The organism is Streptomyces sp. NPDC002386, from assembly GCF_053593175.1.
The window spans coordinates 82,672-106,767 of sequence record NZ_JBSFBX010000014.1 but is presented as its reverse complement, the minus strand read 5'-3'; the positions used below and the strand labels follow the sequence as shown (position 1 = coordinate 106,767).

The window sequence follows — 24,096 nt, the reverse complement described above, 5'->3', positions numbered from 1 at the left end:
TCGGAGCTGGACGCGGCGCTGTCTCCGGCACATGTCCTGCCTGCCAGAACAGGCGATCTGTCGCGATCGCACCGTCAGGTGCGCCCGGCCGTCAGTGTGTGGCCGATCCCGATAGTTCATTCCTCCCTGACGCTGATTAGGCTGATCATCCGATCAATGCGCCGAAGTGACGGCTCCGGTGCGCGAGGAGGACAACGGGGGATGGGCTACACACTGCCCAACTGGCTGGACGAAGTTCTCGACTTCATCGGAATCAACTTCCCCAACGTCGATGAGGACGACTACCGCGACATGGCGGACGCCATGCGTGACTTCGCGGAGAAGTTCGAGGGTCACGGGGCCGACGCGCACAGAGCGTTCTCCCGTGTCCTGTCCTCCTCCGAGGGCTGGGCCGTCGACGCGATGGAGAAGCACTGGAACCAGGTCAAGGCGGGCCACCTGGAGAAACTGCCCGAGCTCGCCCGTCTGTTCGCGGACGCCTGTGACGTGCTCGCAGAGATCATCTTCTGGATGAAGACGAAAGCCGAGGCCGAACTGGCCGTCATGGCCGGGTCGGTGGGCCTGTCGATCGGCCTCGCCTGGGTGACTGGCGGCCTGTCGGCGGTCCTGGGTGCGGCCGAGATCGCGGCGATGCGCCAGGTAGTCAAACGCATCCTCGACGAGGCCGTGGACCGGATCGTCGACGAGGTGATCGCGAAGGTCACCGAGCCTGTCAACGCCAAGCTGGAGGCGATGGTCGAGGACATGGTCCTGGACCTGGCCGAGGGAGCCTTCTCCATGCCGCCCGCGGACGGAGGTGGCGGCGGGCATGGGGGAGGCAAACACGGCGGGATGCAGCTCGCCTCGGCCGGTGGCTCAGGTTCGTCCGGTGGCGGAAAGACCACCAAGATCGACCATGTCGAGTTCGAGGATGGCGCCGGCAAGGTCTCCCGGCACGGAAGCGACATGCACACCGCGGCCTCCTCCCCACTGGGACGGGTGAAGGGAGCGTTCGGCCGGAGCAAGGGTCGTGACCCCTTCACCCAAGTCTTCGACAGTGTGCTGCACGGCGCGATCAAGGGCTCGGAGAAGGCCCTCAAGAAGATCTCCAAGCACGTCACGGAGACCGTCCCGGACCGGGTGAAAGCCACCTCACGCCTGCACAAGGGCAGGGACCTCGACATCGGCGGCAGACTCGACGCCATCGACGGCGGCAGGAAGGGCGGCGGTGACGGCCGAGGCGGACGCACCCGTCTGGACGGCACGGGCAAGCGCCTTCCCGGGTCCCTCAAGGACGCACTGGCCAACGCGCGCGCGAGGGCCGTCGCCCTGACCCGGCGACGCTGCAAGACCGACCCGGTCGACGTGGCCAGCGGCGAGATGGTGATGTCCCAGACGGACCTCGCCCTGCCCGGAATCCTGCCTCTGATCCTGCGGCGCACCCATGTGTCCGGCTACGGCTACGGCCACTGCTTCGGGCCGAGCTGGGCCTCGACGCTCGACGAACGCCTGGAACTGACGGGCAGCGGCGCGGTCTGGGCGCGGGAGGACGGCTCGCTCCTCGTCTACCCGCGGGTGCCCGCCTCCCCGGACGATTCCGTCGAGCCGGTCGAGGGCGAGCGCGTTCCGCTCACTCACGTCGACCGAAACGCGCTGGGTGAGGTCACCTACGCCACCACGGACCCGTACTCCGGTCACATACGCCGGTTCGTCGGCAGCCCCTACACCTCCGGTGGCCTGTACTGGCTCAGCGAGATCGAGGACCGCAACGGCAACACCGTGCAGATCGTCCGCGACGACGAGGGCCTGCCCAGTGCCGTCCTGCACGACGGCGGTTCCGACGTGCGCGTCACCTGCGACCGGGCGAGCGGCCGGGTCGCGGCCCTGGAACTGCGCACCGCTGACGGACCGGTCAGGGTCGCGTCCTTTGGCTACGACGACGGCGACCTGAGCGAGGTCACGTCCTTCTCCGACACCGTACCGCTGCGGCTCACCTACGACGACGAGCACCGGGTGACGTCGTGGACCGACCGCAACGACCACACCTACGCATACGTCTACGACGCGGAGGGCCGGGTCGTGGAGACGATCGGTCCTGACGGGGCGCTGTCCTCGCGCTTCTCCTACGACACCGCCGAAGGCGTCACCCGGTTCACCGACTCGACCGGCGCGGTCATCGTCACCCGGCTCAACGCACTCGGCCAGACCGTCTCCGAGACCGATCCCCTCGGTCACACCGTCCACTTCCTGTGGGACCGCTACGACAACCTGCTCGAGCGCACCGACCAGCTCGGCAACACGGCCCGCTTCACCTGGGACGAGCGGGGAAACCTGACCCGGATCGGTTTCCCCGACGGCACCGCGTCGACGACCCGCTACAACGCGCTCAACCTCCCGGAAGAGATCACCGAGGCCGACGGAACTACTTGGCACCAGGCCTACGACGTGCGCGGAAACCGCACGAGGATCACGGCGCCGGACGGCACCGAGACCCACTTCACCTACGACGCGCGGGGCGCGCTGCTCACCCTGACCGATCCGACCGGCGCGACGGAGCACCTCACCCACGACGAAGCCGGCCTCGTACTCTCCCGCACCGACGCCCTCGGCCACACCGCGTCGGTGGAGCGCGACCCCTTCGGCAGGCCGGTCCGCGCCACCGCCCCCGGCGGCGCGACCACCCTGCTGCGGTGGCTTCCCCACGGGTGGCTGGCCCAGCGCGTGGCACCGGACGGCACCGAGGAGCGCTGGACCTGGGACGCGGAGGGCAACTGCACGTCGCACACCGGCCCCACCGGCGCCGTCACCTACTTCGAGTACACCCACTTCGACCGGCTCGCCGCCCGCACCGGAGCGGACGGTGCCCGGTACTCCTTCGCGTACGACACCGAACTGCGCCTGACGGAAGTCCTCAACCCGCAAGGACTGAGCTGGAACTACACCTACGACGCGAACGGCAACCTGACATCGGAGTCCGACTTCGACGGGCGCACGGTCACCTACGACCATGATCCGATGGGCCGGCCCGTCTCGCGCACGACACCCCTCGGCGCCCGGGTGTCCAACGAGTACGACGCCATGAGCCGCGTCGTCGCCAAGGACGTGGCGGGCCGACGCACCGTCTACACGTACGACGCCGCCGGCCGCGTCAGCTCTCTGACCGCACCTGCATCCACGCTGACCCTGGAACGCGACGTGGTCGGCAGGGTCGTCGCCGAGACCGTGGACGGGCGCACCACCCGGTTCGCCTACGACGCCGCGGGAAGGCGCGTCACGCGCACCACCCCCACCGGCGCGGTGACGCGGCTCGCCTACGACACGGTGGGCAACCGCACGGAACTGCTCAGCTCCGGCCACGCCCTGACCTTCACCCACGACGCGTGGGGCAAGGAGCTGACCCGCCGGTTCGGACCCGCCGAGGCACCGGTCACCCTCACTTCCGGGTGGGACGACATGGGCCGGCTCACCTCGCAACACCTGTCCGCGGGCGGCCGGCCCCTGCGCGCCCGTGCCTACGGCTACCGCTCCGACGGCTGCCTGGACCGGATCACCGACGAACTGCGCGGCATCAGGAAGCACTTCGACCTCGATCCGGTCGGACGCCCCTTGCGCGTCACGGCCGAGAACTGGTCGGAGTCCTATGCGTACGACGGTGCCGGGAACGAGATCAGTGCCGAGTGGCCCGACCACGCTGCGCGCCCGGACGGTCGGGGTGAGCGCCTCTACGAGGGCACCCGGGTCGTGACCGCCGGACGGATCCGCTACGAATACGACGCCGCGGGCCGCACCACTCTGCGCCAGAAGACGCGACTGTCGAAGAAGCCGGACACCTGGCGCTACACCTGGGACGAGGAGAACCGTCTCATCGCCTGCGTCACCCCTGACGGCACCCGGTGGACGTACTCCTACGACCCGCTGGGACGGCGCACGGCCAAGCACCGCCTCGCCGGCGACGGGCACACCGTCGTGCAGTCCGTTCACTTCACCTGGGACGGCACCCGCCTGGCGGAGCAGACGGACACGGCCCACCACGTCACCACCACATGGGACTACGAGGGCCACCGCCCCCTGACGCAGCTCGAACGCCGCATCGAACCCGAACAGGAGCCCCAGGCCGAGGTCGACGCGCGCTTCTTCGCGATCGTCACGGACTTGGTGGGCGCGCCCAGCGAACTCGTCGACGAGCAGGGTGCGATCACCTGGCGCGGCCGGTCAACGGTCTGGGGCGCCACGGGCTGGAACAGGGACGCGGAGGCATACACTCCGCTGCGCCTGCCCGGCCAGTACGACGACCCGGAGACCGGCTTCCACTACAACTACCAGCGCCACTACGACCCCGACACGGCGCGATACACGAGCCCCGACCCGCTCGGCCTGGGACCGGCGCCCAATCCGGTCGCGTACGTCACGAACCCGCACACCCGGATGGACCCCGAGGGCCTGATCGCCAAGGGGTGCACCGAGAACGGCGGCTGGTACAGCGGCATGAAGCCCGCGAACCTCCTGAACGAAAAGAAGGAGCGGATCAACCCCGTCGACCAGGAGATCAACCACATCCCGGCGAAGGCGTCCTACTCCCATCTGGACATGCCCGGGTTCCGCACCAGCAAGAACGGCGGCGGCGCCGGAATGGGCCCCGCGATCCGCATGGACGCCGAGGACCATCGGGAGCTGTCCAGCACGGGCTCCAGCAAGGAGAGCGACGAATGGCGTGCGAAGCAGCGGGCGCTGATCGACGCCGGGCGCTGGGACCAGGCCATGAAGATGGACATCGACGAGATCCGCGAGCTGTACGGCGACAAGTACGACACCCACATCAAGGACATGGTCGACAGCCTGAAGAACAACAGGAAGTTCCAGGCCATGCTGGAGAAGAAGGGCTGGACGATAAACTACGACCTCCTGAAATGACGTCGTGGAGGAGCGAGGGGTAGGCAATGGATCTGGTACTCGACCCGCCGCGCGGAGTCGCGCCGATCCTGCTGGGCATGACGCTCGACGAGGCGGTCGCCGCGGCGTCCGGCTGGGGCGAGCCCCGCGTGCTGCGGCGCCCGAGCCGGAACTCCGCGAAGGCGTCCTGGACCCTCGACCACGTCGGCGTACAGGCCCTGGCCGAGGGCGGAACCCAGGTCACCGCGGTCGAGCTGTGGTGGCCCGGCGAGGGCCGCACGTCCAGCACGCGCGTCCTGCTCGAAGGGGACGAGGTGTTCACCACCCCGGCCGCGGACCTCTTCCGGCGCGCCACCGAGCGGGGCTGGACGGTCGACACCTCGGAGCCCGAGTACCCGGTGATCCCGGGGGTCTCGCTGGGCTTCACCCGGCAGACCTCCCAGGAGGTGGAACGGGACGCCGACGGCCTGCCGAGGTACGTCACGTCGGTACTGGTGGGCGGTAAGGACTATTACAACTACCGGTACGAAGAGCACGGCTGACCACGGCTCGACCTTCAGGACGGTGTAAGCCGTTCGACGTGCTCACCCGGGAGTGGTCTGGGTTGTTCTCACGGACGCCCACACGGTCTTGCCGGGGCCGTGGCGGCGGTCGGTGACGCCCCAGTCGTCGGCCAGGGCCGTGACGAGGAGCAGGCCACGACCGGACTCGGCGTCAAGGTCCCCGGCGGCCGTGACGACGGGCCGGCGTTCGGCGCGGGTGTCCGAGACCTCCAGGCGGAGTTCACCCCCGACCTCGGTGGTCAGCCGCACGTGGAAGTCCCGCCCCGGAACCCGGCCGTGCCGTACGGCGTTCGCGCTCAACTCGGCGGTGATCAGCGTCAGCGCTTCGTTGACCTCGCTGTCGTAGGGGTGGCCCCAGGCGTCCAGGCAGTGCGAGACGAACCGCCGGGCCAGGCGGGCGCCCCGCGGGGTGGACGTGAACGCCATCGCGAACTCGTTCGTCCCCGTGGGGCCGGGGAGAGGGAAGAGCGTCGTGTGCATGCGGCCAGCGTCGCGGCCGTATCGGGCGTGTCACCAGGAGCGACGCCTGTACGGCCGTGCGCTGTACACGGCGTTGGGCCGCACCGGGGGAGTGGCGTGCGGGCGGTGCCGCACGACGGCGTCAGCCGCGGTGGCACCGCTCCCGAAGCTCCGCGAGGATGGCCTTCTCACGGGAGTTGACGTCACCGTCCACGGTGGCCACGCGCTCCGCCGCGTCGAGGACGTCACCGAGATCACCCGGCTCGGCGTCCACGCGCTTCCACACCTCGGCGGGGTCGATGTCGACGACGCTCGCCAGCCTCTCGTCGACCACCTCGTGCCGCTCCCGGACCAGCCGCACGAGATGCCGCATCAGCAGCGCCTCGTCGTCCGCGATCTTGGCCTTCGCGTTCGCCCTGAGCACGAGCCACGCGACCCACAGCAGCAACTGCGGGTGGCGACTGCGCTCGCAGATTCCCCCGGCGATCTCGATCACCCGCGCCTCGTTCCGGAACACGGCCCGCGCGTGCCGGCCGGCGAGGAGCGTGGTGTAGCGGTTCAGCAGGACGGCGAGGGGGACGCCGACGAGTGGGATGCCGATCTTGATGACGTTGCGCTGCAGGAGGTGCTTCCCGACGACGGGGAGCGCCTTCCCGGCGGTGATCGCCGATCCTGAGTAGAAGCGCTTGACCAACGGCCGCACGAGGGCCGGGACCGCCTTGGCGACACCCTCACGGGCCGCTTCCCCGCTCTTGATCGTGAAGGCCACGCGGATGAGCTTCCACAGGTCCTCGGGGTCGTGCACGTCGAGCGGGATCCGGTAGAGGACGGAGATGTCGTAGGCCAGGCGGAGCTGGAGCTGGGTGGTGAACGCGACGTCGACCATCATGGTCGCCACGGCAGCGGGGACGGTCGCCGGTGAGGCACCGCCGAGGCTGCCGATGGTGGCGGCGACGGTCGCCGTGTAGGCCCCGGCGGAGAGCCCGCCTTCGAGCGCGGCGTACCGGGCTGCCATCTTGATCCGCTGATCGACGATGGCGTCCGCGGGCACGCCCGCGTACCGGTCCTGGAAGTACTGCCAGTCGACCTTCTGGGTGTACGAGTTCATGGCGTGGGCGGCGAGCTTGGTGAACCAGTTGCCCGACTTGATGTCGTCAGCGCTCAGACCCTTGACGAAGCCCCTGATCTCGTCCTGCTCCTGCTCGACGACCTTCCGGTCGGCAGTGTCGTCGGCTTCGTCCGTGTCGGTGTCGGCAGCGTGCGTCGGAGCGTCTGTCATGGCGCGTTCCCCCCAGACTGTTTCGCGGTCGGCTGGCCTGTGGGTGCGGGCACCCCTGCTGCCGTCTCCGCGCGTTGATTCGGCGAGCGGTACAACGCCCGTTCCCATTAATCCCGTTGGGGCGCAACCCTAGCGTGTCGGTCGGCGAGCGGTGCCGTGGTGCGTTACGCGGGTGAGGGTGTGCAGGGGGTGCTGTACCGGGGGCGGGCAAACGCTCGTACGTGGCATGGGGGAATCTGGGCGTGAGCTGCGTGCTCCGGTTCTGACTCCATGCGAGTCGCTGGGGCTCTTCGAGAGGATGCCGGGAGCCATGAACGCCGACTACAGCTACTCCCCGTAATCACGCAGGAGCTTGTTGAGATTACGAATTTTGTCCACGTCTGCCTTTGGCAGCGGGTCGCTGCTGTTGAAGTGCATGACGTTGTTGCGGATCTTCCGGACCTCCTCCAGCCAGTCGATGAACGTCTTCCGGTGGAGACGCCAGCCCAACTGCTCCCAGCGCTCAGGATTTTCGAGTACGCGCTGGTAGTCGCCCACCGTGAGATCACCGAAGGAGGTGACACGTTCTTCATCCGGATCGCATAGGGCGCTGACCTCCTCAAGCGTGAAGGTTCCCGCGATGATCTGCCGCAGCCTGCGGTCCATCTCGCCGATTATCAGGAAGTGGCTAGCGAGGTCTCCGTAGGCCTGGGCGACATCGGCCGCTGTGACGATACCGGCGATCTTGTTCTGCTGGTCCTTCACGAGTACGAAGTCCGACTCGGCCAGCATGGGAAGGACGTCTATCAGGTCATGGTCGTAGCGGACGACGTGGGGCTCCACTACGGCGTGGGAGAACGGTGCGTCTGGGTCGGCGTGCCAGGCCCTCGCAATGGACTTCCAGGAGACCGCACCACGCAGGTTATGAGGGCTGGTGAGTACGGGAAGCTGCGAGAAGTCATAGAGGGTCATCAGCGTGATCGCCTCCTCGAAGGTGGCGGTCGGCTTCACGCTCACCACGGCGTCCCCGAGCGCCGAGGGAAGCGTGCCCACGGTCAGCCCTGTCTCCGGCGACGCGGCATCCGCGGGCAGGCCGGTCAGCATCCTGAAGGGGGACTCCGGGGCTGAGTCGACGTCCTTCTCCTCTTCAGCGGCCTCTTTCACCAGTCGCACGGTCGTGGTGAGCGGCACCTTGTCGAAGCCCGGTGAGGTGACCATGCCGTGGTTGGCGAGTTCCGCCTCGATATGGTCGTTGACCGCGCCGCGTCCTGTCGCCCCCCACCAGCTCAGCAGTTCCTGCACGGACATCGACTGCGGTTGGCCCGCCTCCGCCAGTTCCGCGGCCGCCTTGAGTCGGTCGTGCCGCTCGGCGGGCGACAGGAACAATCTGGGCGTCGAGTGCTCCCTGCCGTGGGCGTTGACCTCAGAGGCCGACATGTCCAACAGTTGCTGCCGTAGCCGGGAGAGAGAACGGCCGTCACTCAGCACCCAGGCGTGCCAGCCGGCGAAGGCGCCCCCGCCTGCGGCTATGTAAGCGGCCCGGGAGGGGGAGCGCGCTTCTTCGCCGTTCTCGAGGCGGAGCCAGCCCTTGGCGGTGACCGTGGCCTCGTAACTGGCGCCGATCTGCGGCCGATTGAAGGTCAGGGTATCCCCCTCCTTGAGCAGCCCATGCCGCAGCAAGTCGGAGATCTGGACCCGGCGGCCATCGAGCAGGTAGCTGGCCCGGGACGGCTCCTCGCCGCCCAGACTCTGGTGCGGTTCGGTCATGTTCCCTCGTCTCTTCACCGGCGAGCTTGGTGAACCAGTTGCCCGCTTGATGCCATCAGCGCTCAGCCCCATGACGAAGTTCCCGATCTCGTCCTGCTCCTGCTCGACGACCTTCCGGTCGGCTTCGTCCGTGTGGGTGCCGGCAGCGTGCATTGGAGCGTCTGTCATGGCGCGTTCTCCCCAGGCTTTTCACGCGGCCGGCTGAGCTGAGGGGTGCGGGCACCCCTCAGCCGTCTTTGATTCGGCGAGCGGTACAACGGCCGCTCTGTCCTCCCCTTGAGGCGGAACCTTAGCGTGTCGGTCGGCGACCGGTGCCGTGGTGCGTCACGCGGGTGAGGGCGTACAGGGAGGTGCTGTACATGGGGGACGGACGCTCGTACGCGGTACGGGGGACTTGGCTGCGAGCGGCGGGACAGCTGCGCGGCGCATCCCTACAGTGAGCCGTAGGTGACGGTGGGTGTGGTGCTTGCGGCGGGCTGCGGTGCGGGCGCCTGTGTACGGGGTGAGGTGAGAGGTCTCCGGTGACTGCTCATGGTGGTGAGAGCGAGGCGGGCATCCTCCGGTGCTTCGGGCAGCAGTTACGGCTGCTGAGGACGAACCGGGGGCTGACGCGGGCGGAGTTGGGCACGCAGCTCGGCTACGGCGAGGACATGGTTACGTCGGTGGAGCTGGGGCGGCGCATCCCGAGGCCGGAGTTCATCGACCGCGCGGATGCTGTGCTGGAGGCCGGCGGGCTGCTGACGGTGATGAAGGAGGAGGTGGCGCGGGCGCGGTATCCGGCGTTCTTCCGGGATGCGGCGAAGCTGGAGGCGGAGGCGGTTGAGCTGCATGTTTATGCCAACCAGGCTGTGCCGGGGTTGTTGCAGGTCGAGGAGTACGCGCGGGTGGTATTTGAGATGTGGCGACCCCTCCTGGACGAGGAGACCGTGAACCAGCGCGTAGCTGCTCGGCTGGTTCGCCAGGAGTTGTTCTCGCGCCGCCCCATGCCGACGATCAGCTTCGTCATCGAGGAGAGCACTCTGCGTCGGCCGTTGGGTGGGAGCGCGGTGATGCGGGCTCAACTGGAACAGATCCTTCTGTACGGCCAGCAGCGCAACGTCGAGATCCAGGTCATGCCGACCGACCGGCGGCAACATGCCGGAATGGGAGGCCCGTTCACCTTGATGGAGACGGGCGACGCCCAGAGGATCGCCTATGTGGAGGTGAACGAGCACAGTCACCTCTACAGTGAGCGGCCGGTGGTCCGGGGGTTCGAGGAGCGGTACGGCATCCTGCGCGCTCAGGGCCTCACGCCTTCGGAATCACTGGCCTACGTTCAGAAGCTGTTGGGAGACCTATGAACACGGAAGACGCGAGCCGACAGCCTCGCTTGGAACTGCATTGGTTCACTAGTAGCTACAGCAGTGGCGCGGGCGGTGAGTGCGTTGAGGTTGCTCTGGAGGCTACTGCTGTCCATGTGCGTGACTCGAAGCAGGTGGCGCAGGGTGGGCCTGTGCTGAAAGTCGGCTCAGCGGCGTGGTCGGCGTTGCTTGCGGCGATGTGAGATTGTTGCCGCTGTGAACCAGTCAACCAAGGTCGAGGTTCCGGAAACGTAACGACGGCCGGCAAGGTGGGCGCTTCTCTCAAGGAAGCGCCCACCTTCGCTATGAGGAACGGCACTCAGGCCACATGGCTCCCAGGTTGGGTCCAGCGGCCAGCGGCGATCTCCTGGTCCAAGCGAGCCTGGAAGTGCGCGTGCGCGGCTCGCATCTCGGCCTCACGGTCCGCCTTGTAGAAGGGGGCCTTGTAACCTGCGGGGGGTGGGGTTTTAGGGCTCTTCAAGTGAGCCATGAGGTCGGCGTAATCCGTTCGGCCTTGACCGTATCCGTAGGCAAAGCTGTTGTTGGCAACACGACGACCTGTGGCGTCAAAATACATCTCAGCTTCTCGCTCGACTACTTTTGGAAAGCGAGCAAGATAAAGCGCGACAAGTTGGTCGGCCGTGAGGCCAAGCCAAACGGCGACGAGGGCGTCTAGCTCAACGAGTGCGGCACGGCGTTCGTGCTCAGTGCGTAGTGGGGTGTGGTGATCCCAGACAGGCGTCAGTCCGAAGGCCAGGGGGTTGAGGGCGTGCCACTCACTATTCGCCCAATCCTCGTTACCCGCCCATCGAGGATCGAATAGTTCTGCCCAGATGTCGGCGTAGTGGTTCGTGAGGCAGTTCAGGCGGAGGGTCCGCAGGGTCAGAGCGGAGGCCAGAGGGTGACGAGCGTCCGCGAAAGGCATGCGGACAGCCTCGGCAGCCCTTACCGTTTCACGACCTGTGATGCGTAGAAGATAGTCCAGTGGGAGTGAGGACCAAAAGCCCGCCTGCAGCACGGTCTGTTGATTAGTCGTCAACGCCAGGGAATGCACTACTGAAACGTGTGCAGGCCCAGGTGGAATGATGACTGGAATTAGAGAGCGCTCGCTGGTGAGGGGAGTCATGCGACGCCATGCAAGCCGGAAGAATTCTGTGTAGCGTTTCCCCTCCCATGCAGTCTGTGCGGCGAGATATTCTGATTCCTTCGATGCGCGCACATAGTTGGTCCGCTGGATCGTGTCCTCAGGCAGGCGAGTCAAATCATAGGCGGCGAAATCGTCCTTGTTGCGGCAAGGATTATTTGGTTGTTTGGCGATCGGCGTGGCTAGTTGAAAATGTGACCCTTGTAGGATCAAGTCAGTCACAGCGCTTATATCTTGCGTAGCCCAGCGGATCAGACCGTCCCTCTTGGCGTTAGTTTCGTTGAAGCCGCCGCTGGGTTGTCTCGACCCGTGCGCTCCCAATCGGTCAGGCCACTCTGTGAGACTAATGATAGCTGCCTGCTCATCGGTGGTCACTGGATAAAGCAGTGATGCGGCTGCATTATTAATCTCGTCATCTGCTGCTAGGCGGTTCCAGATGGTGAGTTGATCTGTATCAACGCGGACGAGACGTCGGCGATGTGGTCGGACGTCCCAGGTTCCCTCGTGCTTAAGGCCTGGCAGAGGGCCTGTGTCGTCGTGGCTAAATGAGTCCAGCAGAGTTTGTGGTGCGTATAGCCATGAGGCGTGAATAAATGACGGCTCCTGAGGGTGGCCGTAGACATTGATACTGAAGAACTTCTCGTCTTTCACCTCCTCGAATAGCTTACGCTTGTTTGAGAAGTGTCCATGAACTCGGAGGTGGCGGTAGGCGGCCTCGCGTAGCTTCCCATCCTTCACGCCGTTCATGTGTGAATCCATGTGGATAAGGGCAGAAATGCCTGCCATGCTCGCATGATCCCAAACGCGACAGATGAATGCCCGATAAAGGTCCGGGCGTGTCTCGTTGATTAGAGGGTAAGTGGAGAGCGAGCCGAGTATTGTGGCCATACCAGTGACGCTGGTTCGTTCACTCAAGTAGAAGTCGATGCTGTGATTGTGAATGCTGAACGTCTCGTTCTTTCGGAGTTGCCACTCCTCCGCACTTGGCTTATCGCTCAACTTGAACCATGGTTCCAGCTCGGCCAGCACTGCATCCTCCTGCCAGTCCGGCCGAACCCAAGGTGGATTACCCACCTGCAAGTCATACCCGCCTTGTGAGAATACATGCCCGAATTCCAACTCCCAATGGAAAAACTTCTGCTGCTGAGCCACATCCCGCGCAAACCCCGCCCACGGATACCGCGACTCCAGCGAGTAGAAACGCTCCATGCCCATCCACTCGGGCAGTTCGTCCTCGTACCGCTCCAGTTCGTCCAGCGTGTCGAACTGGGCCACCAGCGAGTCCGCAGCCACGTCCTGCGTACCCAACAACGACTCGGCGAAGTCCAGCCAGTCGTCCAGCGAGGCCAGCGGGATCACCGGGCGGCGCTCGCCTCGGATCTGCTCCTTACGGCTACCGCTCCGCGTGCTCTTCGACTTGATCTCGACGACCTCAACCCTGCCGAGAAGGTCCTCCCTCTCATACGTTTCCCGCGCAGGCGCACTCGGCTGGGCCGGAACCGGAGCCGGGGTCGTCGACACGACCCACTCACCCGACTGCGAGGCAACCTCCGCCGCCCGCACATACGCCTCATGGGAACCGTCCAGCAGCGCAGCCTCCTGCACCGGCCAGAACCACAGCGCGCACCACGCGTCCATCAGCGTCTTCAGGCGCCAGTACGGGGTGTCGACGGCCTCCAGGTCGGCCTTGACCTTCTCCCTCGGCACCGCAACCTCAGGCGACCGCAGCCACCCGTCCTCCGCCCCCCACACATCGATCCGCCGCGAGATCTCCCGCTCCGAAATCTCCAGCCGGCGCACGACCAGCCCCCACAGGTACTCCGCCCGCCGGGCCAGCCCCTGAAGCCGCTTGGTTTGCGTGGCACTCGGAGACTTGGTGATCGCCTTCCGCCAGGCAGCCAGCGCCTTCGACTCCGCCGGAGCCAGCGCCTTCGCCTCCTTCTCGGCCGCGACCGCGCCCCACTCCTTCGCCGGAAGCAGGAAGTGGTGCACCGCTCCCTCAGGCAGCGGCGCCCCCGCCAGCGCCTCCGACAACGGGAACCGCTCCGGAGTCGTGCCCAGCCAGCCGCCCTTCTTCAGGCGCTCGGCGGAGTACACCTCCCGGCGCCCGCCGATCAGCGAGTTGCCGCGCCGCAGGTGCAACCCGAACCACGGCGCCTCCATCCCCGGATGCATCGTGTTCAGCCACAGCGACACCTCCGCCAGCTCCACGGCCGTGTTGTTGAGGTCGACGCCGTAGGAGTTGTGCAGCGCGATGTACGCCTTGGCCTTCTGCAGCTCGACCGCGTACTTCTCCGTGTCGATGGCGACGCCCAGCTCGTCCTGGCGGCGCCGCAGGTACTCCGCCGCGACCTGGTTGATCGCCTCGTTGAGGAACGCGCCCGAGCCGAGCGCCGGCTCGCAGATCTTCCAGTCCAGCAGTTCCCGCGCCTCGGTCACCGTGTCGTCCTGGTCCAGGCGGTGCTGCAACGCGAGCTGGACCGTCACGCGGGTCAGGGATTCCGGCGTGTAGTACGACGCCGACGTCTGGCGGTCACGCCCCGACAGGCGGTACACGAACGCACCCGGCGCGTACCGCACGCGCTCCTCCACGCCCGTGTCCTCGTCCTTGTGCCGGACGAACACCTCGTCGGGGTACTCGTCGGCCTTGGTGGCCGGGATCAGCCAGGCGCCGTCCTTCGGGTCGCCGTTCTTCGCGACCTCGTACAGCTCCTCGCCCGCCACGAAGCCCGAGTACGACATCAGGCCCTCGTACACCGCGCCGAGCTGGTTGATGCCGAGCTGGGCGTACGAGATGAAGCCGCCGCGCTCGCGCCTCTTGCCGCGTGTCAGCATCAGCAGCCGCAGCACCCGGTACAGCGTCTCGTTGCGCAGGCGGGTGTCGACGAAGCGGTCCCCGCCGTCGGTAACAACCTCGGCCTCGGTGTCCACACGGGGGTCGGGCACGGCGTCCCGCCCGATCAGCCGGATCGCGTCCGGCTCGAACAGCTTGGAGTGCAGGGGCTCGAACCGCAGGCCCAGGTCCTCGGACGTCTTCGCGGTCACGGCCTCCGCCGACTCCGCGTCGACGCCGTGGGTGCGGCGCGGGCGGTAACCCTCCTGGACCTTCCGGAAGAGCAGGTCCAGCGACTCGTACAGGTAGAAGCCCTGGCGGGACTTCTCGTCCACCAGGTCACGCTCGGCGATCAGCTCGCCGAGGCGGCCGAGGCCGTAGCCCATCTGGTACTCGGGGTAGTCCGAGGGCAGGATGCCCAGCTCGGGGCGGGCCTCCGCGTACAGCAGGAACAGGATGCGGTACAGGTAGCGCAGCGACTCTCGGGTCAACTGGCGTCCCAGTTCCGGGAGTTCCTTCACCTGCTCCGGGCGGACGCCGGCCTCGCGCAGGCGGTCCAGGACCTCGTTCGCGATCAGCTCGACGCTCAGCCGCAGGCCGTCCCGCAGCTCACTCGACACGCCCACCGCGTGCTTCGTCGACTTGTCGAGAAGAGAGGCGAGGGGGTTCTCGCCGCCCTCCTCCGGCGTGCGCAGCGAGTCCGCGCCGAACAGCGCGGCCACCGTGTCGAGTTCGCCGCCCACCTTGGTGTCGTTGCGCTCCAGCGCCATGTCCAGCGACACCGCCAGGTACCGGCCCTCGCCCCATGCGGCCCGGTCGGCGAGCACGACGACGCCGCCGACCAGCAGCAGGACGTAGCGCGGGGCGTCCTCGCAGGCGAACAGGAAGGACGCCAGCTTGGAGCCCGTGCTGATCGTGTGCCGGCCGTCGAGGCGCAGCTCCGCCAGGAGGCGTCCCGCGCCGTCCGGGTCCAGCGCGTCGTCCGGCTCGGCCGACCAGCCGCAGTCCAGCGCGACGAGGTCCTTCTCGGCGTGCGCGACCGTCACCTCGTACGACTGGTCGGCGCGGACGACGGTGATCGTGCCCGGCTTGGCGTCGAAGCCGAGGGCGTGCAGCACCTCCGCGTTCAGCGCGTGCACGCGCTCGCACCACCCGGGGGCGTCGTAGGTCACGGCGTCGTCGCCGGTCGCCGCGCGCTCCTCGTCCATCGTGAAGTAGGAGCGGGCCGCGAAGTAGGGGCGGCGCAGCGCCCGCAGGCCCGCGCGCGGGGTGACCGGCAGCGCGCCCTCGGGGCGCTCGGCGTCGGCCGCGTCCTCCTCGCGCTGCTTCCAGTCGGCGAGCAGACCGGACTTGAGGTCCTTGGGGAGGACCTCGGCGAGGTAGTGCGCGGAGAAGTAGTCGCCGCGGTTGACCAGGCTGTCGTACGTCATCTTCGAAGAACCTCTGCGAGATCGGTCAGGCGGCGTGGGCCGGGGCGAGGACGGCGAGCAGGCGCAGCATCGGGCGGCCGGTGGTGAGGAGGGAGTCCGCGAGGGAGGCGAGGCGTTCGCGGGTGCCCGTCACCGTGCCCGTGGGCCCGGAGGCGCCACCGCTCGTCAGCGTCGGCTGCTCCCACGCGCCCAGGCGGGTCTTGTACTCCTCGATGGGGGCCCGCAGCGGTTCGTCCCACGCCTCGCGGCGCTGCTCCAGGAACGCCTCCGCCGTGTCCAGGACGCCGGGGATCGCCTCGGCCAGGCCGGTCGTGTCGTGGGCGAGGCCCGGGTTGGCCATCGTCGGGCCGACCTTCGCGCCGCGCAGGACCGCCACCATGTCGTCGTCGACCTCGCCGTCCGCGGTGACCGCCATCCACTTGACGACGGTCGGGCGGCCGAGCGCGTTGGAGTAGATGCCCTGGACGAGGTACGTGGGCCGCGGCACGTCGGCCGTCAGCACCGGCGCCTCCTGGCGGTCCAGGCGGACCAGGACCTTGTCCGTGAGCCACTCCATGACCGGGTGCAGGTCGGTCAGCAGGGAGATGTCAGGCCAGCTGGAGGTCGCCGAGGCGCGGGCGCGGGTGAGGCTGCTGTCGGCGAGCCGGCGGTTGAAGGTGACCTTCAGACGGTCGCGCAGGCCCTGCTCGCGGACGTAGTCCGGGGGCAGCCCCTTGAGGCGGTGGACCAGGTCGGAGGGCGGGACGAAGGAGAGCAGGCCCGTCTCGGGGTCGACGGACAGGTCCAGCCGGTCGTGGGCGTCCGGGTAGACCTCGCGCAGCGCCTCGTCCAGGAACTCGCGGGCGGAGGCGAACAGCCGGGGTACGTGCGCCCTGGGCACCGACCCGGTCCCGTCGCCCGCGTCGCTCGCGGCGTCGTCCCCTTCCGGCTCCTCGTTGACGGGGCCGAAGAAGTCGGCGAGGAAGTCGTCCACGGCGTCGTCGTCGCCGGTGTCGGCGGCGCGGTCGGTGTCCAGGGACTCGTCCACGGTGCGGCCCCGCAGCAGGTCCTGGATGAGGGACTTCTCCTCCGCCTCCGCCCGGTACAGGCCGGACACCGCCTCCGCCGTGCCCAGGGACTGGTGGGCCTGCGCCTCGCGCTCCAGCAGGCGCTCGGCGACGAGGGTGTCGTCCTTGGCGCCGTCGACGGAGCTGGTGAGGATCAGCGCCCGGAACTGCGGCTGGTGCGCCTGCCCGTAGCGGTCGATGCGGCCGTTGCGCTGCTCGATGCGGATGAGCGACCAGGGCACGTCGTAGTGGATGAGCTGGTGGCACTGGCGGTGCAGGTTGACGCCCTCGGAGGCGACGTCGCCGGTGAACAGGATGCGTACCGGCGTGTCCGCGAGGCCGAAGTCCTCCACGCACTGCATCTGCTGCTCGTCCGACAGGCCGCCGTGCATCACCCGGGCCGCCTCCTCGGCTACCTTCCCCCTGAAGCCGAGGGCCTGCGGCACGGTCCGGGCCAGCCACTCCAGGGTCTGCACGCGCTCGGAGAAGACGACGACCCGGGTGTCCGACTTCGGGCCGACCCCGATCTCGCGGAGCTGCTCCAGCAGGGCCTTGAACTTGCCCGAGTCCGCCTCCGTCATGTCCGACGCCAGCTCCTGGAGCCGGTGCAGGGCCGCGCGTTCGGCGGACGTCGACTCCGGGGCGTTCTTCTTCTCCAGCGTCCTGATGCGCGTGTTGACCGTGGCCTTCAGCGCCGCGTGGGAGGAGAGGAAGGACTTCAGCAGCGTGTACGGGAACAGGGGCACGTCGCTGACCGACTTCGAGCCGTCGGACGGCAGCCACACCGCGGCCAGCTCCTCGAAGATCCGCTCCTCGGCGGGGGTGGCGGTGATCCGGATCGAGCGGGAGGGGCCGCGGTCCGCCCACTGGCCCTTCATCTGCTCGCGCACCTCGGGGCTGACCTTGGTGCGGCGGATGAACAGGTGCTTGATGTCCTCGGCGCGGTAGTGCTCCGGGTCGCGGATCGCCGCCGGGTCGAGCAGGGAGATCAGCTCGGCGAAGGAGCGGGCGTCGCCGTTGTGCGGGGTGGCGGAGGCCAGCAGCAGGGCGTCCGTGTGCGGGGCCAGGGTGCGGGCGAGCTGGTTGCGCAGGGAGCCTTTGTTGATGAGGTTGTGGGACTCGTCGATGACGACCGCGTCCCAGGTGATCCGCTCCAAGTGGTGCTTGTACTGGTCGGTGTTCTTCAGGGTGTCGATGGAGACGATGACGCGTTTGAAGTACGTGAACGGGTTCCGGCCGGCCGGGATCTCCCGCTGGATGCGCTCGATGCCCACCGAGTCGAGGCGCACCAGCGGGATCGCGAACCGCGTCCACAGCTCGTGCTGGAACTGCTCCAGCACGTGCTGCGGGGTGACGACGAGGATGCGCTCGCCGCGGCCGCGGCGGATCAGCTCGGCGAGCGTGAGGCCGATCTCCAGGGTCTTGCCGAGGCCCACGACGTCCGCGATGAGCATGCGGGGACGCAGGTTGCGGCCCGACAGGGCGAGCTGGGCGGGGCGCTGCTGGTAGGGGAGCGAGTCCAGGAGGAAGGAGTCGGCGAGCGCCAGGCCGCGCTCGGCCTGCGGCAGCGGTGTCTTGCGCAGCACCGCCTCCAGGAACAGGCGCGAGCGGCGGAAGTTCGGCGAGTCGTCCCGCACCAGGCGCGTCCGGCGCGGGTCGAGCAGTTCGATCCGGTCCAGCCCGGTGAAGAACACCGCCTCCTGGTCGCGTACGAAGTCCGAGGCGCCCACGGCCTCGATCCGGGCACCGTCGTGCTCGGTCCGCGTCGCGTTGCGCACCAGCCACACCTCGTCGCGCACGAGGATCTGGGCACCCGGCGGGAACTGGGCGTCCTGGTCGCTCGCCGCGGGGGCCGTGGTGGCCGTGGTGAGGTCGGCGGTCACTCGGGTGCCTCCTGGGTCGTCATGTCGTAAGGCTGGGTGGAACCGCGTCCGGCTCGGCGGCGGTGTCGCCGTGCGGCCGGTGCGGGCACCGGTCGGGGGAGGCCGTACGCCTGTGTCACGGTCAGGGGGTCCGGCTCGGTGCGAAGGCCGCTCCCGCCGCGTAGGCGGCCCGGATGCGCTCCGCCGTCCTGCGGGCCTGGACGGAGTGGCGCAGGGTGCGCGCCGGTTCCGGGCGGTGCCGGGGCGGCTCCGGGGGACGGCCCGGTACCGGCTGCCTCCCGTGGGTGCCGTCCGCCGGGGCGCCGTGACCTGGGGCGTCGGGTGCCGGGGATGCTGTCGGCTCGTGCGGCACGGGCTCCGCCGGGAGCGTGGGAGTCGGTTCCTCCACGTCGGCAGAGGACGCCGGCTCCTGCGGGGCCGTCGGGGCGGTCGTCGCGGGAGGGTTCTCGAAGGGCACGGTGGGCGGCGGCGCCGTCCGGGGGGCCGGCCCGGACGGCGGCGCGGCCGGGCCGTGCTGCCGGGCGGTGTGGGCGGTGAGCCGGCGGCGGGCCTGGGCGATCTTCAGGCCGTGCGCCTCGATCACCGCGCGGCACCGCTGCACCACCTCGGCCAGCGAGGGACGGTCCTGCGCGCGGTGGGCCAGCATGTCCTTCAGCAGCGGCACCAGGTCGGCGGGCGCGTCGGAGAGGTCCGGGGCCGACTCGGGGTCGGTGACCAGGTGGAAGACCATGTACGGCGTCGCCGCCTGGTGCGGGTAGTGACCGGTCGCGGCGAACAGCAGCACCGCGCCGAGCGCGTAGACGTCCACGGCGGGCGTCAGCGGCTTCTCGCCGGCCGCCTGCTCCGGGGCCATGCAGACCGGGGTTCCGACCACCTGGTGGGGTGCGGTGAGCGACACCTGCGACTCGGTGAAGGCGGCCAGGCCGAAGTCGATGATCTTCGGGCCGTTGGGGCCGAGGAGGACGTTCGCCGGTTTGAGGTCCCGGTGCAGCAGGTCCTGCGTGTGCACGGCGGACAGCGCCTCGGCGAGGACGGCGCCGAGCGCCGCCGTGAGGACGGACGGCAGCGGTCCCTGCGCCTCCACGTGACGGGCGAGATCCGGGCCGTCCACGTACTCGGTGGCCAGCCAGGGCCGCTCCGCCTCCGCGTCGGCGCCCAGGAACGCCGCGATGCGCGGACCCCAGATGGTCTTGAGGACCTCGATCTCCTGGGCGAACCGCAGGCGGGACTGGGAGTCCACGACCGCCGGCTTGATCACCTTCACCGCGGCGGGCTCACCCCCGGGCGACTCCCCGAGGAAGACCTGTCCCATGCCGCCCTGGCCGATACGGCCGAGGAGCTCGAAGTCGCCCAGCGAGCCGGGGTCCTCGGGGTTCAGCGGCGTGATCTGCACGTGTGTCCTCGAATTCGGTCTCTCGCGAGCATCTGATCAGCCACGATGCGCGCGTGAAGACACGGTAGTGGATACGACCGGTGTCAGGTACAAGGAATGCGGGACGGAGATATCAACCCCGCGCGGTGAAGAACCTGTGAGGGTCTGTCCTCAGGGTGCGGAGCCGCCCCCTCGCGGGTGCGCTGCCGTGCCCCCTTACTCGCGGGACGGCAGCAGCTGCCCGCCGGTCAGGCCCCCCGACAGCAGCGTCACGGTCTCCTCCGCCAGCCGCGTGGCCCGCCGCGCTTCCGCCAGTAGCTCGTGCACGCGCCGGAAGGCCTCCCCGTACCGTCGCTGCTCCTCCAGCGGCAGCAGCGGCACGCGCAGCCGGCCGGGGGTGACCGTGAGCACCGTACTGCCGGTCGACGCACCCGCGATGTTGTCCTCCGCGCCCAGGAACCCGGCGAGGAACCAGGGATCAAGGCGTGCCTGGTCCGGACGCAAGAGGTGCAGGTGGGGGCCGAGCAGTGCGCCGGCCTCCGCCTCGCCCGCCACCCGGGCCATGGGCCCGCCCCCGCTTGCGATCGCCCGTACCACCACGTCCCCCGGGGCGATCGCGGGAGCCGTGTCCGTGCGCAGGTCCGCCGGGTCTCCGGTCGGGCCCGACCCGCCCGCGATGTCGGCGTGGGTGAGGACGGGGCGGTCCGCCGGGCCTTCGTCGCCGGGTTCCGCGCGTCCCCGTGATCCGTCCGGGACCGTCCGCAGCAGCGTCAGTGCGCCCCCGCGGGTGAGGTCCGAGGTCGTGGCCGTACGCCACTGCCGGGCCGAGGCTCCGGCCGGGCTCCAGTCCTCGTACCCCGCCGCCGCGCCGAGGGACCGTGCGGCCTGCACGAGGTTCCGGCGGGTCGCCTCCACCTCGGCGGACAACCGGTCCGGGTCGACCTCGGCCCGCGAGGCGCGGACGAGGCGTGCCGGGGCCAGGTCCACCACGTCGTCCAGGAGGTCGACCAAGCCGACCGCTCCCGAGATCCCGGGCTCGCCTTCGAACGCGTCCGGGTCGCTGTCGAACGCCTCCCACGCGCCGAGGACCCGTGCCGTGATCCGGTCCCAGTCCAGGGCGGAGGCGCGGCTCCCGCCGCGCGTGCGCGTGCCCGCCGCTCTGCCGCCCGCTGCTTCCGTCTCCGCGTGCGCCGCGTCGACGAAAAGCACCGACCTGCGCTCCTGGCCTCCCGGTTCGGGCCGCTGCAGGACCCAGATCTGGAGCCCGATGTGCAGCGGAACCGCCGCGCCGACCGGCAGTCCGATCACCGCGCGCAGCGCGCCGCTGCGTACAAGCTCCGCCCGTACGCGGCGCCCGGACGCACGGGCCGCCGTGGCGGGCGGCAGGAGCAGGGCCGCGCAGCCGCCGGGGGTCAGGTGGGCGAGGGCGTGCTGTATCCAGGCCAGCTCGGACTCGGCGCGGGCCGGGACGCCGTATGCCCAGCGGGGGTCGTACGCCAGTTCGTCGTGGCCCCAGTCCCGGACACCGTACGGCGGGTTGCTGAGCACCGCGTCCGCGAGGAGGTCGGGGAACGCGTCCGCGCGGAGGCTGTCGCCGGCGCGCACGGTGACCTTAGCGTCCGGCGCCGTCAGCATCAGGCTCACCGCACTCCGCTGAGCCTGTACGGGCAGCACGTCCTGGCCGTACACCTCGCGGGCGCCGCGACGGGCGGCGGCCGCGAGCAGGGAGCCGCTGCCGCAGGCCGGGTCCAGGACGCGGTCCGGGTGGCCGGGGACCAGACGCGCTAGAAGGTCCGCGAGCTCGGTCGGCGTCCGGTAGGCCCCGCTCGCCGCGCTCTCCTCCAGCTCCCGCTCCGCGAGCACCCGCAGGGTGGCCTGGCCGCCCTCCTCCTGTACGCACGCGTACAGCGCACGCAGGACCTCCGCGTCGGCCGCCTCGAAGCGGACGGTGTCCGAGCCGGGTACGGCGTCGGCTACGCCCGCCGCGTCGTGCTCGGCGCGAGCGGCGAGGTCCGCGTCCGGCAGCCGGGCGGCGGCGGTCAGTTCGTCGGCCGTGCGGCCGGCCGCCGCGAGGACGAGGAGCAGCAGGTCCGACGTGCCGACACCGGCGGCCCGCGCGTGCAGGCGGAGGGCCGTCCGCAGCTCGTCCGACGGGGTGGCCGCGGAGGTGTGACCGCGTGAGGCCAGCCAGTCGCGCACGGCCTGGAGGTCGTACAGCGGGCTGGCCTCCGTACCGCCCGCGGGCGCCGGGAAGTCGTCGTGCCGACGGCGCCAGTTGCTGACGGTGGCGCGCGTGACCCCCGCGATGCGGGAGATCTCGGCGGCCGTCACCTGAGCGGATGGCTGGGGCATGGCGGTCGTCCTGGGCCTCTGGGTGGTGGACACGGCAACAACCTATAGCAGTCGTCAAATCTGTCAACTTGTTTGACGATGCTTTCAAGCATGTGCTTCTCTGATGTTGCTTCCGGTTGGAAGCGTGCATCAGGCCGCGGATTCCGTGCTCTCGGCATTCGCCTTCTTGGCTCACGTCTGTCTGTTTCTCGTCGCACCGCATGGGGGGACCCACTCATGTCCACGCCTCCTTGGGCCCAGCCGCCCTACCCGCAGGTCCCGGAACCGCCGAAGAAGAAGAGCAAGGCCAAGGGCTGCGCCGGTGCCGGCTGCCTCGGCTTCGTCGCCGTCCTGGTCCTGGGAGGCCTGATCTCCGTGGCCGGCGGCGGCAAGTCCGGCAGCGCACCCTCCGCCCACGGTCCGGCCGCTGCGCCGTCGCACGGGCACCACGGCGCCAAGTCGGCTGCTCCGCAGTCCGAGGCCCACAGGAAGAAGCCGCAGACCGTCACCTACGAGGTCACCGGCACCAGCGGCGCCGACGTCCAGTACGGCCCGGCCGGGTCCAACGCCCAGGGCAAGGTGCCCATGAGAGTGATCAAGGCGCTCCGTAATCCTCAGTACTACGCGATCACCGCGCAGCTCCAGGGCGGCGGACACGTCACCTGCCGGCTGAAGGTCAACGGCAAGGTCATCTCGCGGTCCACCGCGTCGGGCGGCTACAACATCGCCTCCTGCGAGATCAGCAAGGACATCTTCAGCGGCAAGTGGAAGGACACGAACGCCGGCTGACAGGCGCGCAGACGCGGGACCACGTCCGGGGGGAAGGCGAGGAGCGCGTCCAGCGCCACTCGCCGACCGCCGCCGCGGTCGCGTCCGACCGCCCCTGCCCGGGCGGCTCCCGCCCGACCCGATTTCCCGGATCCACCTGGGGGAGAACCGCTTGACCGAGACGGACGAGCCCGAACTGACCGTGTACCACCGCCACCTGGCGCGGCTGCCGGCGCGCGACGACCGGGACCACTTCCGGGCCCTGCTCGTCCAGGCCCGCCACATCACCACCGCGTCCTACGAGACCACCCTCTACGACCACCAGCAGACGTTCCGCCTCCTGTGGCGCCATCTGCAGCGCAGCGGCCACCTGGGCCTCGCCCACCGTGAGGTCCGGGCACGTCTCGCCTCCGGTCGGGCGTCCCCCGACGAGCGCGCCGATCTGGAGCTGTTCCTCACGGTCTACGCGCAGACCCGCCCCGGCGCGTGACCACGCGCCGGACGCCGGCGGGCGACCCGCTCCGCCCGCCGCCTCCTGCCTCACCTCCTCTTCGACCCACGCCCGAAGGACACCCGTGAACCGAGCCAACGTCATCGCCATCGCCGCCTGCGGGTTGACCGCCCTGTCGGTCACCGCGGCCGTCGTGGACCACGTCAGCAGCCACTCGGCGCTGACCGCCGCCCGCCGCCGGGCGGCCGCGGCCGACCACCGTGCCCGGCAGGCCGAAACCCGCCCGCCCAAGGTCGTCACCAAGACCGTGGACAAGCCCGTCTTCGGCCGCTCCACCCTGCTCGGCGCCTACGCGGCCGGCGTCATCTCCGGTGGCGTGTACACCGACGACGGCAACACGACCTACACCTCGAGCGACAGCACCTGCTCGTAGGAGTACTCCCAGATCTCGCAGGAGCCCAACGGCGGCACCGTCCATCGGGACCTCTTCATGAAGGCCTGTCTGAACAACGTCAACGACACCGCCAAGGCCGACACCGCGCCTTGACGGGCGGCACCCGGCGGTTGCCCGCGGGGGAGTAC

The 24,096-nt window shown here is 69.2% G+C and carries 14 protein-coding genes; 7 read left to right on the top strand and 7 right to left on the bottom strand.

Annotated features, from left to right (window positions below):
* Nucleotides 1-201 precede the first annotated feature (201 nt).
* The gene (locus tag ACWCPN_RS26365) at nucleotides 202-4,890 is read left to right on the top strand and encodes a DUF6531 domain-containing protein (RefSeq protein ID WP_451210770.1); all 4,689 of its coding nucleotides are present in this window, start codon (nucleotides 202-204) and stop codon (nucleotides 4,888-4,890) included.
* A 26-nt stretch (nucleotides 4,891-4,916) separates the two neighbouring features.
* Nucleotides 4,917-5,411 carry a hypothetical protein gene (locus ACWCPN_RS26360; RefSeq protein WP_451210767.1) on the top strand — a complete coding sequence of 165 codons (495 nt, stop codon included), beginning with the start codon at nucleotides 4,917-4,919 and terminating at the stop codon, nucleotides 5,409-5,411.
* Between the two features lie 42 nt (nucleotides 5,412-5,453).
* On the opposite strand, the gene ACWCPN_RS26355 is transcribed toward ACWCPN_RS26360, so the two are convergent.
* The 3 genes from ACWCPN_RS26355 to ACWCPN_RS26345 form a co-directional block, all read right to left on the bottom strand.
* Nucleotides 5,454-5,912 (bottom strand): ATP-binding protein, encoded by a 459-nt coding sequence (locus tag ACWCPN_RS26355; RefSeq protein WP_451210764.1) that lies wholly within the window; start codon nucleotides 5,910-5,912, stop codon nucleotides 5,454-5,456.
* A 121-nt stretch (nucleotides 5,913-6,033) separates the two neighbouring features.
* A complete protein-coding gene (locus ACWCPN_RS26350; protein ID WP_451210761.1) occupies nucleotides 6,034-7,170 on the bottom strand; it encodes a hypothetical protein in 1,137 nt (378 codons plus the stop codon).
* 327 nt (nucleotides 7,171-7,497) lie between these two features.
* The gene (locus tag ACWCPN_RS26345; protein WP_451210758.1) at nucleotides 7,498-9,084 is read right to left on the bottom strand and encodes a restriction system modified-DNA reader domain-containing protein; all 1,587 of its coding nucleotides are present in this window, start codon (nucleotides 9,082-9,084) and stop codon (nucleotides 7,498-7,500) included.
* 353 nt (nucleotides 9,085-9,437) lie between these two features.
* Here ACWCPN_RS26345 and ACWCPN_RS26340 point away from each other — a divergent pair, with 353 nt between their 5' ends.
* Nucleotides 9,438-10,256: a helix-turn-helix domain-containing protein gene (locus ACWCPN_RS26340; RefSeq protein ID WP_451210755.1), complete on the top strand. Its 819-nt coding sequence runs from the start codon at nucleotides 9,438-9,440 to the stop codon at nucleotides 10,254-10,256.
* Nucleotides 10,253-10,459 (top strand): DUF397 domain-containing protein, encoded by a 207-nt coding sequence (locus tag ACWCPN_RS26335; RefSeq protein WP_451210752.1) that lies wholly within the window; start codon nucleotides 10,253-10,255, stop codon nucleotides 10,457-10,459. Before ACWCPN_RS26340 ends, ACWCPN_RS26335 begins: the two co-directional genes overlap by 4 nt.
* Before the next feature lie 116 nt (nucleotides 10,460-10,575).
* Here ACWCPN_RS26335 and ACWCPN_RS26330 read toward each other — a convergent pair whose 3' ends face one another.
* From ACWCPN_RS26330 to ACWCPN_RS26315, 4 genes are all read right to left on the bottom strand, one after another.
* Nucleotides 10,576-15,663, bottom strand: coding sequence for an Eco57I restriction-modification methylase domain-containing protein (locus ACWCPN_RS26330; protein WP_451210749.1), 5,088 nt, complete (start codon nucleotides 15,661-15,663; stop codon nucleotides 10,576-10,578).
* A gap of 25 nt (nucleotides 15,664-15,688) precedes the next feature.
* Nucleotides 15,689-18,592, bottom strand: coding sequence for a helicase-related protein (locus tag ACWCPN_RS26325; RefSeq protein WP_451210746.1), 2,904 nt, complete (start codon nucleotides 18,590-18,592; stop codon nucleotides 15,689-15,691).
* A 121-nt stretch (nucleotides 18,593-18,713) separates the two neighbouring features.
* Nucleotides 18,714-19,985 carry a serine/threonine-protein kinase gene (locus ACWCPN_RS26320; protein ID WP_451210743.1) on the bottom strand — a complete coding sequence of 424 codons (1,272 nt, stop codon included), beginning with the start codon at nucleotides 19,983-19,985 and terminating at the stop codon, nucleotides 18,714-18,716.
* A 195-nt stretch (nucleotides 19,986-20,180) separates the two neighbouring features.
* The gene (locus tag ACWCPN_RS26315) at nucleotides 20,181-22,316 is read right to left on the bottom strand and encodes an N-6 DNA methylase (protein ID WP_451211038.1); all 2,136 of its coding nucleotides are present in this window, start codon (nucleotides 22,314-22,316) and stop codon (nucleotides 20,181-20,183) included.
* A gap of 216 nt (nucleotides 22,317-22,532) precedes the next feature.
* Here ACWCPN_RS26315 and ACWCPN_RS26310 point away from each other — a divergent pair, with 216 nt between their 5' ends.
* From ACWCPN_RS26310 to ACWCPN_RS26300, 3 genes are all read left to right on the top strand, one after another.
* On the top strand, nucleotides 22,533-23,084 hold the full coding sequence (locus tag ACWCPN_RS26310; RefSeq protein ID WP_451210740.1) for a hypothetical protein: 552 nt from the start codon (nucleotides 22,533-22,535) through the stop codon (nucleotides 23,082-23,084).
* A 151-nt stretch (nucleotides 23,085-23,235) separates the two neighbouring features.
* On the top strand, nucleotides 23,236-23,553 hold the full coding sequence (locus ACWCPN_RS26305; RefSeq protein ID WP_451210737.1) for a hypothetical protein: 318 nt from the start codon (nucleotides 23,236-23,238) through the stop codon (nucleotides 23,551-23,553).
* 85 nt (nucleotides 23,554-23,638) lie between these two features.
* Complete coding sequence (locus ACWCPN_RS26300) at nucleotides 23,639-23,947, top strand: hypothetical protein (RefSeq protein ID WP_451210734.1); 309 nt, start codon at nucleotides 23,639-23,641, stop codon at nucleotides 23,945-23,947.
* The last annotated feature ends 149 nt before the right edge of the window (nucleotides 23,948-24,096 follow it).